This window comes from Pseudomonas sp. R3-56, assembly GCF_051132075.1.
Classification (GTDB): Bacteria; Pseudomonadota; Gammaproteobacteria; order Pseudomonadales; family Pseudomonadaceae; genus Aquipseudomonas.
Genome location: NZ_CP071657.1, coordinates 2,943,826 through 2,960,555, shown reverse-complemented (window position 1 = coordinate 2,960,555; position 16,730 = coordinate 2,943,826). Strand labels below are relative to the sequence as shown.

Genomic DNA, 16,730 nt, shown 5'->3' with positions numbered 1-16,730 from the left:
TTTTCAAAGACCCGGCGCCGGCTGGCGCCAGGCCTGGGAGCGGCGCAGCAGGCGGCGCGACAGCATTGCCAGCAGCAGCGATACGCTGGCCGAGGTCAGCAGGATCAGCGTCGCCATCGCGGCGGCCCCGCCGACGTTGCCGGCGTCGTCCATGTTCAGCACGGCCACCGCAGCCAGGACGCTGTCAGGGCTGTAGAGAAAAATCGCCGCTGAGACCGTGGTCATCGCCGACACGAACAGGTAACGAACGATGTCGAGCAACGCCGGCAGGCAAATGGGCAGCGTCACCCGCAGGAAGTGACGAACCAGCGGGACTTTCAGCGCCAGGGCGGCGGCCTCGAACTCATCGTCGAGCTGGCGCAAGGCGGTACTGGCCGTCATATGCGCGGTGGTCAGGAAGTGCGCGACCGTACAGACCACCAACAAAGCCAGGCTGCCGTAGAGGCTGCCGAGCGGATTGCCCGGCAGATTGAAAAAGAACACGTAGCCCAGGCCCAGCACCAGCCCGGGCACAGCCATCGGGACGAAGCTGAGCAGCCGCAGAGTGCGCGTCAATGCGCTCTGCCGGGTCTTCTCGATCAGGTAGGCACCGGTGAAGATCGCCAGGCTACCGAACACCGCGCTGCACACCGCCAGCAGCAGGCTGTTGCGATAGGCCAGCCAGCCGCCGGGCAGTTCGGAGAAGGCATAGTTGTCCAAGGACAGGGACAGGTCGTACGGCCAGAACTGCACGAGCGATGCGTACACTGCCATGCCGAACACGCCGAGCAGAACGCCGCCGATAAGTGCCGTGACGCTCAGGAACGCTGCATCCCGCCCCCGCGACGGTTGCGGGTGATACACCTGGGCGCGGCCGCCCATGGCGTCGCGTTGAGTACGGCGCAGCCACATGTCCACGGCGAAACTGAGCAATGCGGGCAGCAGCAGAATCATGCCGATCAGCGCGCCGCGACCAAACTGCTGCTGGCCAACGACAGACTTGTAGGCTTCCAGCGCCAGCACCTGATAGTCGCCGCCGACCGTGACCGGCACGCCGAAGTCGGTGATGCACAAGGTGAACACCAGGCAGAAAGCCGCGAACACCCCTTGCCGGCTGCCGGGCCAGGTGATGGTGCGAAATGCCCGCCATGGCGAGGCGCCCATGCTTGAGGCCGCGTCGAACAGCCGTGCGTCCGCCAGCGCCAGCGCCGACATCAGCACCATCATGGCATGGGGAAAGGTGTAGATCGCCTGCCCCAGGACAATGCCCCAGAAACCATAGATGTTGCCGGCGCTGAAATCGCGCAGCAGCCCCTGGTTGCCGAACAGATAGATCAGCGCAATGCCGGGCAGCATCGAGGGAGCCAGCAGCGGCAGCAGCGAGATGCCCCGCCACACCGGCTTTGCGACGATGCAGGTGCGCTGCAATGCGTAGGCGAACGCATAGGCCAGCGGCACGACGATAAGCGCGACGGTCATTGAAACCGTCAGGCTGTTGCCCAGCAGCCAGCGAAAATTAGCGCTGGCCAGCAGCGTCAACGTCGCTTGCAGGCCGCCACCCTGGCCGGCATCACCGCTGAAGGCGCGCCACAGCATGGCGAGCAATGGCAGCAATACCGCCAGCACCAGCAACACCAGCAGCAGCCACTGACCGCCGCGTATGAACAATCGGTCTGCGAGGTCACCGGGCACCTGAGGTGCCTGCACTGCGGTCGGCTTGAGGATCATCGTGTTTTGCATATCAATTGAACACCTGCAGGCTATGGGCCGGCAGCGCGATTTTCAGCCGCGCCTGGGGCAACCCGGGCATGGCCTGCGGCTCCAGCTCGGCGAGCAGGGTGTGGCCGGGCAATGCGTCCAGCTCGAAGCTCAGCCGGCAGCGGTTGCCGAGGAACGTCAGCTCGCGCAGTTGCGCATCGAACAGGTTGGCTTCGGGCGTCAACGGGTTGATCCGGATGGCTTCCGGACGGCAGAAAAGTCGACCGCTGCGCCCCACGTCAGCGGCCTCCACGCTGAGGCTGAGCCCGCCGACGCGAACCTGTCCGTCGTGCCCGCGCTTGAAAGGCAGCCAGTTGCCCTGGCCGACGAAATCAGCCACAAAGGCGCTCGCCGGCGCGCGGTAGATCTGTTGCGCACTGGCGAACTGTTCCACGCGGCCCTGATTGATCACCGCGATGCGATCGGCCATCAGCATCGCCTCGTCCTGGTTGTGGGTGACCATCAACGTCGTAATCCCCAGGCGTTTCTGCAGCTGACGCAACTCGCCGCACAGGTGCTCGCGCACCCGGGCATCGAGGGCCGACATCGGTTCATCGAGCAGCAACAGCGAGGGCGCCGGAGCCAGGGCGCGGGCCAACGCCACCCGCTGCTGCTGGCCGCCGGAGAGCTGGCCGGGATATTTTTTCTCGCTGCCACACAGCCCGACCAGTTCCAGCATCTCACCCACCCGGCTGCGGATCGTCTCGCGGTGGTTGCCCGCCAATCCGTAGCCGATGTTCTGCTCCACGGTCAGGTTGGGAAACAGCGCATAGGACTGGAACAGAATGCCGTAGTCGCGAGCCTGCGGTGCCAGGGCGGAGACATCCCGCGCGCCGATCATGATCGTGCCGCGGTCTTGCCGTTCCAGGCCCGCTATGCAGCGCAACAAGGTGGTCTTGCCGCAGCCGGAAGGCCCAAGCAGGCACACCAGCTCACCGGCGGCGATTTCCAGCGATACCCCGTCCAACGCCTTGAAGGCGCCGAAGCCTTTATGGATGTCGCGTATCTGCAGGTCTACGGAAGGTGTTCTTGTCATGACATAACCTCGATGAGCTGTCAGCTCGACGAGGGTCATGGTAGGCAGGCAGTACGAAGGCTTGATTGCAGTTGGCTAAAAGCTGCCGATAGTGACATCAGCGGATTTGTGTAGCGAATTCAGGATGCGCTGGTCTCTCGTGCCAGGCCGAGGAATGCCGACGGCAGCCGGGCCTGGCGGCGCTCCTTGAGGCAGTACAGATATTCGGCGATCAGCGGCGCGCCTTCCAGCTCAACCACCTTGAGCTGTGGATTCTCCGGCACTTCGTGACGGGCAATGATGCTGATGCCGATGTTGCGCAGGACCGCTTCGCGAATCGACTCGCGACTGCCGATCTCCAGCAGCGGCCCGGTCGCCACCCCAGCCTCGCGCAGCAGCGTTGTGGTGAGCGCGCGGGTGGTGGAACCGGTTTCGCGCATCAGCAGGCAATGCCCGGCCAGGTCGCTCGGCGCGACCCGGTCGTGGCTGGCCAATGGGTGCTCGCGATGTACCGCCAGCACCATTGGATCGTGCCCCAGCACCAGCCGGGTCAGGCGCGCATCCTCGACCAGTTGCGAGGACGCGGCCAGGTCCACGCGATACTCCTCCAGCGCCTCGATGACCTGAAGTGAGTTGCCGATTTCCAGGGTCACTTCGCACAGCGCAAACTGCTCGCGAAAAGCCTTGATGATATCCAGCACGTAATACGGCGCGGTGGCGCCGATACGCAACGTGCCTTGCACCTGGCCGCTGTTGCGCAGGAAAAACTCGATGTCGGCCTCCTGCTGCAACAGTTTCTGCACCATCGGCAACAGCTGCGCGCCCTGGTCACTGAGTGTCAGGCGGCGCCCGCCGCGATAGAACAGTTCGACGCCGTACTGGGCTTCCAGGCTGCGGATCTGCGTGGTCACCGTCGGCTGGCTGAGCCCGAGTTTCTTGGCCGCCTGGGTGACGCTGGCCAGGCGAGCGACCATGTGGAAAGACTTCAGCTCGGCGCTGAGCATGTTGTGACGCTCCAGAAAAGTGACGGGACAATCTACTTGAGAAAAATGATCTATTTGTGGCGAGGGAGCTTGCTCCCGCTCGGCTGCGAAGCAGTCGTAAAGCGCCGGGTGCGGTGTGTCTGATACTCCGATCTGGCAGGTTTTGGGGCCGCATCTCGGCCCAACGGGAGCAAGCTCCCTCGCCACGGGTTTGTCGATTGCCTTGGTTGAACAGCATTACGCTTGCATCGCGGCGTTGACCTTGTAGCATCCCGGCATCGAAACGGGCCAGGATTTACCTGGTCGGCAGAAACGATCAAGATTGCACCTGTTCGTCTACCCTCACAATGCGCCAGGCCAACGCGGCTCCTCAAAGCGTGCCTGGCGCTTGAACACTCACGCCCTACATGCACCGGAGATTTACATGCTCAAGCGTACCCTGGCACTGGCCGTCGGTTTGACCCTGTCCCTGAGCTCCCTTCTGACGCAGGCGGCGGATACCTTGAAGGTCAGCGCCATTCCCGATGAAGCGCCGACCGAACTGCTGCGCAAGTTCAAGCCGCTGGGGGCGTACCTGGAGCAGAAAATCGGCATGAAAGTCGAGTTCGTACCGGTGAGCGATTACCCCGCCGTGGTCGAGGCGCTGGCCACCGACCGGATCGACCTGGCCTGGCTGGGCGGTTTCACCTTCGTGCAGGCCCGCCTGAAGACGGGTAACGCCATTCCGCTGGTGCAGCGCGAACAGGATGCCCAGTTCACCAGTAAATTCATCACCGCCGACCCTGCAGTCAAATCCCTGGCCGACCTCAAGGGCAAAAGCTTTGCCTTCGGTTCGATCTCTTCCACCTCGGGCAGCCTGATGCCGCGTTATTTCATGCTCAAGGACGGCATCAAGCCGGAAACCTATTTCAGCCGCGTCGGCTACTCGGGCGCCCATGATGCGACGGCGGCCTGGGTCCAGGCGGGCAAGGTCGATGCCGGTGTGCTCAACGCCAGCGTCTGGGACAAACTGGTGGCGGCCGGCAAGGTCGACACCAGCAAGGTCAAGGTGTTCGCGACTACCCCGGCCTACTTCGATTACAACTGGACCGTGCGCGGCACGCTCGACCCGGCACTGGCTGCCAAGATCAAGGCGGCGTTCCTGGACCTCGATCCGGCGAACCCGAAGGACAAGGAAATCCTTGACCTGCAGGCCGCCAGCCGCTTCATCGAGACCAAGCCCGAGAACTACAAAGGCATCGAAGAAGCCGCACGCGCCGCCGAACTGCTGAAATGACATTACGTCTGACCCGAGCCAGCGTCATCCACACCAACGGTGCGCAGGCGCTGCGTGGCGTGGATCTGCACATTGGCGCGGGGGAGCAGGTCGCCATCATCGGCCCGTCCGGCGCGGGCAAGTCGAGCCTGCTCAATGTGCTCGCAACCGCCCTGCGGCCGGGCGCTGGCGAGGTGCAGGTACTGGGCGAGCCAGTCTGGCAATTGTCCGCGCGCCGGCGGCAGCGTCTGCGCGCGCGCATCGGCCTGGTCCACCAGGCGCCTCCCCTGCCGCCGCGCCAACGGGTGGTCACCGCAGTGCTGGCCGGCAAGCTCGGCCAGTGGGGCCTGGGCAAGAGCCTGCTGAACCTGCTGCACCCGCTGGACATTCCCGGGGCTCGGGCGGCGTTGGTCCGGCTGGACCTGGGCGACAAGCTGTTCGCGCAATGCCAGCAGTTGTCCGGCGGGCAGTTGCAACGTGTCGGCATTGCCCGCGTGTTGTACCAGGCGCCCGAGGTATTGCTTGCGGACGAGCCGGTATCGGCGATGGACCCGGTGTTGGCCGAGCACACACTTGCGGTGCTCTGCCAGCATGCCCGGGAGCACCGCGTGACCCTGGTCACCAGCCTGCACGCGGTGGAGCTGGCGCTGGCGCATTTTTCCCGGATCATCGGTCTGCGTGACGGGCAGATTCTGTTCGACTTGCCGACCGAAGCGGTCGACCGCCAACTGCTCGACACGCTTTATGCCAACGAGCAATTGGAGTCCATGTCGAGCCCTCCACTCCCTACGAGCGTGCAGATTCCGCGATGCTGAAGCGTGACGCCCGGGACCCCGCCACCCGCCCTCGCCTGCTCCTGACCCTGTTGGCCCTGGCCCTGCTGTGGCCGGGCATTCGGTTCAGCGAGGTCGACCTCGGCGTGCTGCTGGCCAGCGACAGCCAGAGTGAGATGGGCCGGTTCGTCGCGGCGTTCTGGCCACCGGCCCATGACGAAACGTTTGTCGACCTGCTGCTGCAAGCCACCCTGCAGACATTGGCGATTGCCACCGCCGGCATGGCCCTGGCGCTGCTGGTGGCGGTCCCCGCCAGCCTGCTGGCCAGTCGCGCATTGTCGTTGTCGGCCGCCTACCGCTCCGGCAGGCCTGGCAATCTCGGTCAATGGTTGCGTTGGCCAGTACGCGGCCTGTTGATCTTCCTGCGCAGCGTCCCGGAAATCGTCTGGGCCTTGCTCTTCGTGCGCGCTGTCGGCCTGGGTCCGACGGCCGGGGTGCTGGCGATCGCCATCACGTACAGCGGCATGCTGGGCAAGGTCTATGCGGAAATCTTCGAATCGGTCGACCAGCGCCCGGCACACGCATTGATGCAGGCCGGCAGCGGCCGGCTCGCGGCGTTCTGCTACGGGATCCTGCCCAACGTCGCCGCCGAGCTGCTGTCGTACACCGTGTATCGCTGGGAATGCGCCATCCGCGCGTCAGTGGTGATGGGTTTTGTCGGCGCGGGTGGCCTGGGCCAGCAGATGGACCTGTCGTTGCGCATGTTCGCCGGCGGTGAAGTGGCCAGCCTGCTGCTGACCTTCCTGGTGCTGGTGATGTTCGCCGATCAGCTCAGCCGCCTGCTGCGCTGGAGACTGGCATGAATCGGCTGCTCAACGTGCTATTGCTGCTGGGCATTTGTGCGGCGGTCGTCGCTTCGTTCGGCTATCTGGGCATCGACCTGGGCGCGTTGGGTGACAGCGCGAGCCTCAAGCAGATGGCCGCTTATGCGCAACGCTTCCTCAGTCCGGACCTGAGCCCGGCGTACCTCAAGGCGATCGGCCACGGCGCGCTGGAAACCATCGCCATGTCCGCCATCGGCACATTGCTCGCGGCGGTGCTGGGGCTGGCACTGGCACTGCCGGCCGCCGGGCGTCTGGGCTGGCCGTTGCAAAGTGCGTCGCGCCTGGTGTTGAACGCGTTGCGCGCGGTTCCGGAACTGGTGTGGGCGGCGCTGATGGTGTTTGCCGCCGGGCTCGGCCCCAATGCCGGCACGCTGGCACTGACCCTGCACACCATCGGCGTGCTCGGCCGGCTGTTCGCCGAGGCGCTGGAAAACACCCCGTCGCAGCCCGCCGATGCGATCCGTTTGCAAGGTGGCAGCGCGCTCGCGGCTTTCTGCTACGGCACCCTGCCCAACCTGATGCCGCAGCTGCTCGCCTACACCCTCTACCGCTGGGAGAACAACATTCGTATGGCCAGTGTGCTGGGCTTCGTCGGCGCCGGCGGCCTGGGCCAGATGCTCTATGTCAGCCTCAGCCTGTTCCAGGAAGCCCAAGGCAGCACGGTGATCCTGGCCATGCTGTTGCTGGTCTTCATAGTCGATACCCTGAGCAGTTGGAGCCGCCAGCGCTGGGTCAAGGCCTGACGGCCGCCCGGCGCGCCGTCACCACAGCGCCATCGAGTAACTGACGATCAGGCGATTTTCGTCCAGGTCATTGCCGAAGTTCGAGCGCACCGAGGCATTGCGCCATTTGAGCCCCAGCCCCTTCAACGTGCCGTCCTGGATCACATAGGCGATATCGCTGTTGCGCTCCCATTCCTTGCCTTCACCCGGCGCGCTGCGTTGCACGTTGTCGCCACTGATGTAGCGGGTCATGAACGTCAGTCCCGGCACGCCGAGGCCGGCAAAGTTGTAATCGTAACGGGCCTGCCAGGAGCGCTCGTCGACATTGGCAAAATCACCGATCTGGACGAAGTTGACCAGATACGGATCGCTGCGCGAAATGTAGGGAAATGGGTCGTCGCCGCTCATGCGTTGGTAACCCAGGCCCAGAGCGTGCCCATCGAGGCTATAGGTGAACATCGCGCCGAACGCCTGGTTGTCGATAGCGCGGAAGCTGCCGTCCTCGGTGCTGCGGGAATAACGCACGTCGCTTTTCAATGATTGCCCCGCGCCCAGGTCCAGGCTATGGACCAAGCCCAGGTAGTTCTGCTGGTAGATGTCCTCCAGTTTGCCGTAGCGGTATTGCGCCGTGAGATTCGGCAGGAACTGGTAGTCCGCTCCGGCGAACTGGAAGTGGTCGCTGATGCCTCCAATGCGGTTGGCCGTCATGTCCTGATAGTGGGTGGAGTCGACGAAGTTGATCTGTGTAAGCTGCCCGGCAGTCAGCTTCAGACGGTCGATTTCCTGCACGCTCAACAGCCCACCCTTGAAGGTCCCGGGGAGCAGGCGCGTATCGTTGGAATTGACCACCGGGTCCTTGATTTGCAGGGTGCCCACTTTCAGGGTGCTGTTGGACAAGCGTGCCTTCGCGGTCAGGCCAAGTTCGCCGTAGCGGTCCTGGGAACCCCCGGACGAGTCCGCCGGCAACAGATTGGTGCCTGCCGTGCCGCCGCCCGAATCCAGTTTGAAACCGGCCATGGCCAACGTATCCAGCCCGAACCCCAGGGTCCCGGCGGTGTAGCCCGACTCGATGCGCAACAGAAAGCCTTGCGCCCACTCCTCGGCCTTGTCCCGCGCGCCCTTCTGCCGAAAATCGCGGTTGAAGTAAAAGTTGCGGGCTTCCAGGCTGGCCTTGCTGTCGCTGATGAAATCGGCGTGAGCACTCGATGCGCTCAGCAGACCTAGGCCGAGCAAAGTGCCCACGGGTTTACGGTTGAAGTGATTAGCGATGAAACGGTACATGGCGTGCTCCTTTTTTATGGGCGCGAGTGTTCCCGTCGGGGACGGCTGGCGCGCCTCGCTTATTGTTTGGGGCAGTGTCTTGAACGTCGCCCATGGAGGCGGCGTGACGTTCTCGCAAGAGAGACGATGAACCCGTGGCGAGGGAGCTTGCTCCCGCTGGGCTGCGCAGCAGACCCATTTTATGAACGCTTCGCGCTCAAGCGGGAGCAAGCTCCCTCGCCACGGGATATCAATCGTTCAAGCGAACAACATTGACGTCGGGGCAGATTCTTCCCACCGGCGCCGGACAGCGTCAAACGGGAAAAAAGCCGGCTCGGGCATAAGAAAATCTGATGCATGGCGGGTCGCAGCTGGTCTGACTTCGCTGCCTCGAGCGTCGGATAACTTTTTGTTGTCAGGGGGTACCAGTTTTCCTTGTTGGACGCCGTCGTCCGGGGCTTCTACAAAGGAGCTCTAACAAAAAACCAATGGAGATCCCAGATGCCGCCGTCCGCCCTGACATTCGAACAACTGCAGCAGTGTTCACCCCAGGCCTTGCGCCAGAACATCGCGGCCGGCCGCTACCATGGCCATACCAGCGGCCTGGGCCAGGGCCGGGTGCAAGCCAACATCGTGATCCTGCCGGGTGACTGGGCCGACGAATTCCTGCGCTACTGCACGCTCAACCGTCAGGCGTGTCCGGTCCTGGACGTGAGCGAACCGGGGGATCCGTTCCTGCGCAACCTCGGCGCGCCCATCGATATCCGCCACGAAGTGCCGCGCTATCGGGTCTTTCGTCACGGCGAGTTGAGCGAAGAGCCGATGGACATCGAACACCTGTGGCAGGACGACATGGTGACCTTCGCTCTCGGCTGCTCGTTCTCGTTCGAGCAACCCCTGCTGGAGGCCGGTATACGCCTGAGACACATCGACCTGGGGCGCAACGTCGCCATGTTTCGCACCAACATCGACACGCGCGCCACCGCGCGCCTGTCTGGCAAAATGGTCGTGAGCATGCGCCCGATGAAGGCCGCCGCGGCGATCCAGGCGATCCAGATCACCGGACGCATGCCCAGCGTCCATGGCGCCCCGGTCCACATCGGTGATCCGTCGTTGATCGGCATTCATTCTTTGGACACGCCGGACTATGGCGACGCGGTGCCGGTGGAAGCCGACGAGATCCCGGTGTTCTGGGCCTGTGGCGTGACGCCGCAATCGGTGGTGCAGGCTTCGCGACCGCCGCTGTGCATCACTCACGCGCCGGGTTGTATGCTGGTGACCGACGTCTTGAACAGCGCGTTGTGATACCCGACCTGAAATGGAGATCTGATGAACAGCCCGCAGCGATCAATCGAACATTACATCCGCGCCAAGGACGGCAACCGCCCTCACCTGCTGGATCAGGCCTTCATCCAGGACGCAGTCCTGGACATGGTGGTCCGCACCGGCTCCATCGCCTTCCCGGAGCATGTCGCAGGTCGTGGCGCGATCGGTGACGTGCTGGTAAGCCGGTTCAACCAGGCGTTCGAAAACGTCTACACGTTCTGCCTGGGCAACCCTCCTCATGCCAACGTCCGCACCTACGAGTGCAAATGGTTGGTCGCGATGTCGGATAAACACAGCGGTGAGGTCAGGGTCGGTTGTGGCCGCTACGACTGGCGATTCAGCTCCGAGTCCGGGCTGTCCGAGGGGCTCACGATAACCATCGAACACATGAAGACCCTGCCGGCAGCCGAGCTTACGGAAGTCATGGCCTGGGTGTCGGGTCTGGAATATCCGTGGTGCGACGCCGCTGCGGTCCTCGGCGAGGTGCCGGATTCAAGGGCGCTTGAAGACGTGGTCCAATACCTCTCGTCCAGGGATTGCAGGACCGGTTGATCACCGCCGCTCCCGGACAATCCAATACCTTGCCCCGCCCGTTTCAGGAGCCGCCGCCCATGAATATCAAGTTTCTGGAAACCTTCGTCTGGGTCGCCCGCCTGAAGAGTTTTCGCCTCACGGCGGAAAAGCTGTTCACCACCCAGGCGTCGATTTCCAGCCGGATTGCAGCCCTGGAAGACGAGTTGGGCGTGCGTCTTTTCGTGCGTGATTCCAAGGGCGTGTCATTGACTTCCGAAGGCCAGCGGGTGCTGGAGTACGCCGAGCGCATCATGGACACCATGCACAGCATGAAAGCCGTGATCAAGGACCCGCGCCAGGTACGCGGGCGGATTCGCATCGGCGCGATGGACACGGTGATCCATACCTGGCTCAGCCCGTTGGTCACGCGCCTGATGGAATGCTACCCGGCGCTGGAAATCGAACTGTCGGCCGACACCGCGAGCAACCTGTGCACGCAACTGGAGAAAGGCTACCAGGACATCATTTTCCAGACCGACATCCTGCGCCTCGACAGCGTACGCAATGCGCTCCTGACGCGTTACCCGATGCACTGGGTGGTACGCACCGGCTCATCCTATGACCGCCACTATGCATCGCTGGACGAACTGTCCCAGGAGCGCATCGTGACCTTCTCGCGCAACTCCCGGCCCCACCAGGATCTCCTGAACATGCTGCACTCGGCCAACATCGTCTCGCCGCGGATCAATTGCGTGAACTCCGCCTCGGCGATCACCCGCCTGGTTCGCGACGGCTTTGGTATCGGCGCCATGCCGGCGGCGCTGGTGGTAGGCGAATTGAACCAGGGCAGCTTGACGCTGGTGGACGGCGTGCCGCTGCCATCGGTGATGGACATCGTCGCCAGTTGGCGGACCGGCGCGGGCATGGAGCGGGTCGAAGACATCGTCAGCCTGACGCGGGAGGTGGTGGACGACTACGTGGGGCAACTGCCGGCGCCGTACCGGTTGGTGGTAAGCGAGGCCCCGTCTAACTGTCAGTGAACTGCAACATCCCGGACTTATTCTCGGATGAGCACGCCGCGGCGAACCGCTGCCGGCGCCCGCTCGGGATGGTCCAGGGAGTCCGCCATGAAAATCAGTGTGTTCGGCAGTGGTTACGTTGGATTGGTGCAAGCCGTCGTGTTGGCCGAGGTCGGTCATGACGTGGTGTGCATGGACATCGATGAGCAGAAGATCGAGCTCTTGCGTCAGGGCCAGGTGAGCATTTTCGAACCGGGCCTGGCGACGCTGGTGCGCGAGGGGCTCGAAGCCGGGCGCTTGCGCTTTACCTGTGATGAACAGGTTGCGGTGCAGCATGGGCAGGTCCTGTTTATTGCCGTGGGAACACCCTCCAGGGAGGACGGCTCGGCGGATCTGCGCCAGGTCCTCGCCGTTGGTGAGGCGGTCGCCCGCCATCGCGAACAGCCAATTGTTGTCGTGGAGAAGTCCACCGTGCCGGTGGGCACCGGCGACATCCTGCGGGCGCACATCGATCGATGCCTGCTCAAGGCAGGGCGCTTGCTGCAGTTCGATATTGTCTCCAACCCCGAATTTCTCAAGGAAGGCTCGGCGGTCGCCGATTGCCGCCGCCCGGATCGCATCGTGATCGGCTGCGAGCGTGAGGAGGTACGCGAAACCATGCGCGACCTGTATGCGCCGTTCAACCGCAACCACGACCGTATCCTGTTCATGGACGTGCGCAGCGCTGAGCTGACCAAATACGCCGCCAACGGCATGCTGGCGACCAAGATCAGCTTCATCAACCAGATCGCCGAACTGGCCGAACACCTGGGCGCCGATATCGAGTCGGTGCGCCAGGGTATCGGCGCCGACTCGCGCATCGGCTATCACTTCATCTACCCAGGCTGCGGCTATGGCGGTTCATGTTTCCCCAAGGACATGCGCGCCTTGATCCACACGGCCGAGCAGGCGCGTTGCTCCAGCGATCTGCTGCAAGCGGTGGAAACCATCAACCAGCGGCAGAAACACAAGTTGTTCGAACGCATCCAGGCCTTCTACCAGGGTGACCTGCGGGGCAAGACCTTTGCACTGTGGGGCCTGGCCTTCAAGCCCAACACCGACGACATGCGCGACGCGCCCAGTCGCACCCTGTTGGAAGCGCTGTGGTCCGCCGGGGCCAGCGTCCGGGCGTTTGATCCGGAGGCCATGCAACAGACCCAGCTGCTCTATCCCAATGAAGCGAAACTGATGCTCATGGGCACACCGGAATCGGTGCTGGCCGGGGCCGACGCGTTGATCATCTGCACCGAATGGCAGTCGTTCAAGGCGCCGGACTTCCAGTTGATCCAGCAACGCCTCAAGGCGCCGGTGATTTTTGACGGGCGCAACCTCTACGACCCGGATCGCATGGCCGACAGGGGCTTCAGCTATTTCCCGATGGGCCGGGGGCAATCCTGCGAATTACCCATCGCGCAGCAGTCGTGGCCGCGAGCCAGAAGTGCCTGACGTTCATTGCTTCAAAATAAATGCACTCAACCAGCATTAATATGAATTTGTAAGCGGGGTTGGCGAGCGGCACACTGTGCATCGTTCCTCCCCCAATTGTTGGAACACTTAAAGGGCTTTCAGGGATTCTCCCGTAAGCCCCTTTTTTTGTTCGTTTTTTGGATGTTTGCTTGATGCTTGCTCGCTGGTTCCCCGCTGCTATCAATACCCGCCCCACCGAATGGAGCCGCGCCGCCATCGGCATGGCCCTTGGAACAATGTTCAGTGTCTGGCTCTGTGGCCAGGTATTCGGTCTTGAAGTGGCGCAACACCTGATCGGCCCGCTCGGCGCCTCGGCCGTGCTGTTGTTTGCGGTGTCATCGGGTGCCCTGGCCCAACCCTGGTCGATCTTCGGTGGTTATCTGTGCGCATCGGTCGTGGCGTTGCTGGTCGCCCATGTGCTCGGCCGCACGCTGGGTAGCGCATGCCTGGCGGCCGGCATGGCGCTGGTGCTGATGTGCTGGCTGCGTTGCCTGCATCCACCGGCCGGTGCCCTGGCGGCAACGCTGGTGCTGGCGGACGCAACCATCATCGCCCTCGACTGGCAGGCGCTTGGCGCCGCCATGCTGGCCGGCTCCGGCCTGCTCGTCTTCGCGCTGGCCTACAACAACCTCACGCGGGTGCGCTATCCCAAGCGTGCCAGCGAGCCGGTAGCGGTGATTCCCGCCGACCATCCCCCCATCGATCGCCAGGCGATCACCGCCGAAGACTTGAAACTTGCGCTTGAGGAAATGGAAGCATTCTTCGACGTAACCCCCGAAGATCTCGAACAATTGATCCACGCCAGCGAGCGGCATGCCAAGCGTCGCAGCATCACCGAGGTGCTGTCGGGTCGCGGCTGAGCCTGTGGCTGCTATAAATATGCAGACAGGACCTGCACGTATCCCGGTTGTGCAATGCAAATTTGCGCTGTTACGATCCCGACCGGGTACGCGCTTAAAAATTTATAAAGAACAATAAAAGCAGGGAGTTAGCGATGACAGTTCAGGTTTCATCCCAAGCTGCGGGCAGCATCGAAACCGCGCCCTACGAGGTGTTGGTCGACGTTCGCAACCACATCGGCCACCTGACCCTGAACCGCCCCGCCGGCCTGAACGCCCTTACCCTGGGCATGGTGCGCAGCTTGCAGCAGCAACTCGATAGCTGGGCCACCGATTCGCAGATCCGCGCCGTTGTCTTGCGCGGAGCCGGCGACAAGGCGTTTTGTGCGGGCGGCGATATCCGCTCGCTGTACGACAGCCACAAGCAGGGCGACACGCTGCACGAAGACTTCTTCGTCGAGGAATACGCCCTCGACCTGACTATCCACCATTACCGCAAACCGATCCTCGCCTTGATGGACGGCTTCGTACTGGGCGGCGGCATGGGTCTGGTGCAAGGCGCCGACCTGCGGGTGGTGACCGAGCGTAGCCGACTGGGCATGCCCGAGGTCGGCATTGGCTATTTCCCGGATGTCGGCGGCAGCTATTTCCTGCCGCGCATTCCCGGTGAACTGGGTATCTACCTGGGCGTCAGTGGGGTGCAGATCCGCGCTGCCGACGCGCTGTACTGCGGGCTGGCCGACTGGTATCTCGACAGCCAGAAAATCACCCAGCTCGATGAACGTCTCGACCGCCTGGACTGGCGCGATTCACCGCTCAAGGACCTGCAAAGCCTGCTGGCGAAAATGGCGGTCCAACAGTTGCCTGCCCCGCCCCTGGCCGACTTGCGGCCGGCCATCGATCATTTCTTCGCCCTGCCGGATGTACCGAGCATGGTCGAGCAGTTGCGCCAGGTCACGGTCGCCAACAGCCACGAGTGGGCGCTAAAGACCGCCGAGCTGCTGGAAACCCGCTCGCCCCTGGCGATGGCGGTGACCCTCGAAATGCTGCGACGCGGCCGGCACCTGAGCCTGGAAGACTGTTTTGCCCTGGAGCTGCACCTGGACCGGCAATGGTTCGCGCGCGGCGACCTGATCGAAGGCGTACGTGCCCTGCTGATCGATAAAGACAAGAACCCGCGCTGGAACCCACCGACCCTGGAGGCGCTGGACGCCGACCATGTGGCGAGTTTCTTCGACGGCTTCGACTACCACGGGAATTGAACATGCACGACCTTGAGCTGACCGAAGAACAAGTGATGATCCGCGACATGGCCCGTGATTTCGCCCGGGGTGAAATCGCGCCCCACGCCCAGGCCTGGGAAAAAGCCGGCTGGATCGACGATGGGCTGGTGGCAAAAATGGGCGAACTGGGCCTGCTGGGCATGGTGGTGCCCGAGGAATGGGGCGGTACCTATGTCGACTACGTGGCCTACGCCCTGGCGGTGGAGGAAATCTCGGCAGGTGACGGTGCTACCGGAGCACTGATGAGCATCCACAACTCCGTAGGTTGCGGGCCGGTACTCAATTTCGGCAGCGATGAGCAGAAACAGACCTGGCTGGCGGATCTCGCCAGCGGCCAGGCCATCGGCTGCTTCTGCCTGACCGAACCACAGGCCGGCTCCGAGGCGCACAACCTGCGTACGCGGGCGGAACTGAAAGATGGTCAATGGGTAATCAACGGCGCGAAGCAGTTCGTCAGCAATGGCAAGCGCGCCAAGCTGGCGATCGTGTTTGCCGTGACGGATGCGGACCTTGGCAAGAAAGGCATTTCGGCATTCCTGGTGCCCACCGACACGCCCGGTTTCATCGTTGACCGCACCGAACACAAGATGGGTATTCGAGCCTCGGATACCTGTGCCGTCACGCTGAGCAACTGCACCATTCCCGAAGCCAACCTGCTGGGCGCACGGGGCAAAGGCCTGGCCATCGCCCTGTCCAACCTCGAAGGCGGGCGCATCGGCATCGCCGCCCAGGCCCTGGGCATCGCCCGTGCGGCATTCGAAGCGGCCCTGGCCTATTCCCGGGATCGGGTGCAGTTCGACAAACCGATCATCGGACACCAGAGCATCGCCAATCTGCTGGCCGACATGCACACCCGCCTGAACGCCGCTCGCCTGCTGATCCTGCATGCCGCGCGGCTGCGCAGCGCCGGCAAGCCGTGCCTGTCGGAGGCGTCGCAAGCCAAGCTGTTCGCCTCGGAAATGGCCGAGAAAGTCTGCTCCTCGGCGATTCAGATCCATGGCGGCTATGGCTATCTTGAGGATTACCCGGTGGAGCGCTATTACCGCGACGCGCGGATCACCCAGATCTACGAAGGGTCGAGCGAGATTCAGCGGATGGTGATTGCTCGGGAGCTCAGGCACTACCTGGTGTGATGCCAGAAGCTTCGCGAGCAGGCTCGCTCCCACAGGGCTCAGGGGCAGCGTCAGCCTGGAGACCATCCCCTGTGGCGAGGGAGCTTGCTCCCGCTGGCCTGCGAAGCGGGCCCCTGCATTTCTCCAGGTGAATCGCATTGACCGGTTTTGCGACTGCTGCGCAGCCGAGCGGGAGCAAGCTCCCTCGCCACGGAAGATCAGTTCAGTATCGCAATGCTGTGAGGGCGGGCTTGTGTGAGGGCGGGCTTGTGTGGGAGCGGGCTTGCTCGCGAACTCGGTATGTCTGTCCCGGCGATGCTGAATGTACTGGCCCCATCGCGAGCAGGCTCGCTCCCACAGGGCTCAGGGGCAGCGTCAGCCTGGAGACCATCCCCTGTGGCGAGGGAGCTTGCTCCCGCTGGCCTGCGAAGCGGGCCCCTGCATTTCTCCAGGTGAATCGCATTGACCGGTTTTGCGACTGCTGCGCAGCCGAGCGGGAGCAA

15 protein-coding genes are annotated in these 16,730 nt (G+C 63.3%); 11 read left to right on the top strand and 4 right to left on the bottom strand.

Annotation, left to right across the window (positions count from 1 at the left end):
• Positions 1–3: 3 nt before the first annotated feature.
• From J3P96_RS13390 to J3P96_RS13380, 3 genes are all read right to left on the bottom strand, one after another.
• On the bottom strand, positions 4–1,707 hold the full coding sequence (locus J3P96_RS13390) for a putative 2-aminoethylphosphonate ABC transporter permease subunit (RefSeq protein ID WP_434631306.1): 1,704 nt from the start codon (positions 1,705–1,707) through the stop codon (positions 4–6).
• 13 nt (positions 1,708–1,720) lie between these two features.
• The gene (locus J3P96_RS13385; protein WP_434657871.1) at positions 1,721–2,773 is read right to left on the bottom strand and encodes a putative 2-aminoethylphosphonate ABC transporter ATP-binding protein; all 1,053 of its coding nucleotides are present in this window, start codon (positions 2,771–2,773) and stop codon (positions 1,721–1,723) included.
• A gap of 119 nt (positions 2,774–2,892) precedes the next feature.
• Positions 2,893–3,756 carry a LysR substrate-binding domain-containing protein gene (locus tag J3P96_RS13380; protein ID WP_434657869.1) on the bottom strand — a complete coding sequence of 288 codons (864 nt, stop codon included), beginning with the start codon at positions 3,754–3,756 and terminating at the stop codon, positions 2,893–2,895.
• Positions 3,757–4,159: 403 nt separating this feature from the next.
• Between J3P96_RS13380 and J3P96_RS13375 the strand changes: the two genes are divergently transcribed.
• Genes J3P96_RS13375 through phnE form a run of 4 tightly spaced genes read left to right on the top strand, consistent with a single transcriptional unit; the run spans position 4,160 to position 7,390 of the window.
• Positions 4,160–5,011 carry a putative selenate ABC transporter substrate-binding protein gene (locus J3P96_RS13375; protein WP_434657867.1) on the top strand — a complete coding sequence of 284 codons (852 nt, stop codon included), beginning with the start codon at positions 4,160–4,162 and terminating at the stop codon, positions 5,009–5,011.
• A complete protein-coding gene (locus J3P96_RS13370) occupies positions 5,008–5,805 on the top strand; it encodes a phosphonate ABC transporter ATP-binding protein (RefSeq protein ID WP_434657865.1) in 798 nt (265 codons plus the stop codon). The genes J3P96_RS13375 and J3P96_RS13370 overlap by 4 nt, the downstream gene beginning before the upstream one ends.
• Positions 5,799–6,626 carry a PhnE/PtxC family ABC transporter permease gene (locus tag J3P96_RS13365; RefSeq protein ID WP_434657862.1) on the top strand — a complete coding sequence of 276 codons (828 nt, stop codon included), beginning with the start codon at positions 5,799–5,801 and terminating at the stop codon, positions 6,624–6,626. Before J3P96_RS13370 ends, J3P96_RS13365 begins: the two co-directional genes overlap by 7 nt.
• A complete protein-coding gene (phnE, locus tag J3P96_RS13360) occupies positions 6,623–7,390 on the top strand; it encodes a phosphonate ABC transporter, permease protein PhnE (protein ID WP_434657859.1) in 768 nt (255 codons plus the stop codon). Before J3P96_RS13365 ends, phnE begins: the two co-directional genes overlap by 4 nt.
• An 18-nt stretch (positions 7,391–7,408) precedes the next feature.
• On the opposite strand, the gene J3P96_RS13355 is transcribed toward phnE, so the two are convergent.
• Complete coding sequence (locus J3P96_RS13355; RefSeq protein WP_434657856.1) at positions 7,409–8,650, bottom strand: OprD family porin; 1,242 nt, start codon at positions 8,648–8,650, stop codon at positions 7,409–7,411.
• A 480-nt stretch (positions 8,651–9,130) separates the two neighbouring features.
• Between J3P96_RS13355 and J3P96_RS13350 the strand changes: the two genes are divergently transcribed.
• The 7 genes from J3P96_RS13350 to J3P96_RS13320 all read left to right on the top strand — a co-directional run bounded on the left by J3P96_RS13350 (position 9,131) and on the right by J3P96_RS13320 (position 16,248).
• The gene (locus J3P96_RS13350; RefSeq protein WP_434657853.1) at positions 9,131–9,934 is read left to right on the top strand and encodes a putative hydro-lyase; all 804 of its coding nucleotides are present in this window, start codon (positions 9,131–9,133) and stop codon (positions 9,932–9,934) included.
• A gap of 24 nt (positions 9,935–9,958) precedes the next feature.
• Positions 9,959–10,507, top strand: a complete 549-nt coding sequence (locus J3P96_RS13345) for a hypothetical protein (protein WP_434657850.1) — start codon at positions 9,959–9,961, stop codon at positions 10,505–10,507.
• Between the two features lie 59 nt (positions 10,508–10,566).
• Positions 10,567–11,508 (top strand): LysR family transcriptional regulator, encoded by a 942-nt coding sequence (locus J3P96_RS13340; RefSeq protein WP_434600816.1) that lies wholly within the window; start codon positions 10,567–10,569, stop codon positions 11,506–11,508.
• Between the two features lie 87 nt (positions 11,509–11,595).
• Positions 11,596–12,972: a UDP-glucose dehydrogenase family protein gene (locus J3P96_RS13335; protein WP_434657848.1), complete on the top strand. Its 1,377-nt coding sequence runs from the start codon at positions 11,596–11,598 to the stop codon at positions 12,970–12,972.
• A gap of 173 nt (positions 12,973–13,145) precedes the next feature.
• Positions 13,146–13,853 carry an HPP family protein gene (locus tag J3P96_RS13330; RefSeq protein WP_434657845.1) on the top strand — a complete coding sequence of 236 codons (708 nt, stop codon included), beginning with the start codon at positions 13,146–13,148 and terminating at the stop codon, positions 13,851–13,853.
• A 134-nt stretch (positions 13,854–13,987) separates the two neighbouring features.
• Positions 13,988–15,094 carry an enoyl-CoA hydratase/isomerase family protein gene (locus tag J3P96_RS13325; RefSeq protein ID WP_434657842.1) on the top strand — a complete coding sequence of 369 codons (1,107 nt, stop codon included), beginning with the start codon at positions 13,988–13,990 and terminating at the stop codon, positions 15,092–15,094.
• Between the two features lie 2 nt (positions 15,095–15,096).
• Positions 15,097–16,248 carry an acyl-CoA dehydrogenase family protein gene (locus J3P96_RS13320; protein WP_434657839.1) on the top strand — a complete coding sequence of 384 codons (1,152 nt, stop codon included), beginning with the start codon at positions 15,097–15,099 and terminating at the stop codon, positions 16,246–16,248.
• Positions 16,249–16,730 lie beyond the last annotated feature (482 nt).